This is a genomic window from Vibrio sp. 10N.222.48.A3 (assembly GCF_041475345.1).
Taxonomy (GTDB): Bacteria; Pseudomonadota; Gammaproteobacteria; order Enterobacterales; family Vibrionaceae; genus Vibrio; species Vibrio tasmaniensis_A.
The window spans coordinates 1-316 of sequence record NZ_JBFRVX010000906.1 but is presented as its reverse complement, the minus strand read 5'-3'; the positions used below and the strand labels follow the sequence as shown (position 1 = coordinate 316).

The window sequence follows — 316 nt, the reverse complement described above, 5'->3', positions numbered from 1 at the left end:
GAACTGGAATAAATGCTCAAGATAAAATCGGTCTTTTTGTCGAATCTAACACTAATAATTTGGTTAAATTCTATAGTCAATATGAGTTAGAAAAAGAATATAAATTCTGTCGCGCACCATATGCTGAAACCATACCTCTAAGAAAAGGAAATAAAGGCTTTTCTTATGGAAAAAATGTAGATGATTTAGAAGTGTGTTTTATTGACGCGAAATACCAGGTTCCCGACTATTTAAAAGAACATTCAGAAAAAGCAGTAGAACTATTTAAAGCCTTAGGCAAGATAAAAATTGATGATACATCAGGCGAGTGGCAAAA

1 protein-coding gene is annotated in these 316 nt (G+C 32.3%); it reads left to right on the top strand.

Features of this window, described 5'->3' with window-relative positions; all coding sequences use genetic code 11:
- The coding region (locus AB4653_RS21675; protein ID WP_372105324.1) for a hypothetical protein at positions 1 to 316 on the top strand (316 nt) is incomplete at both ends.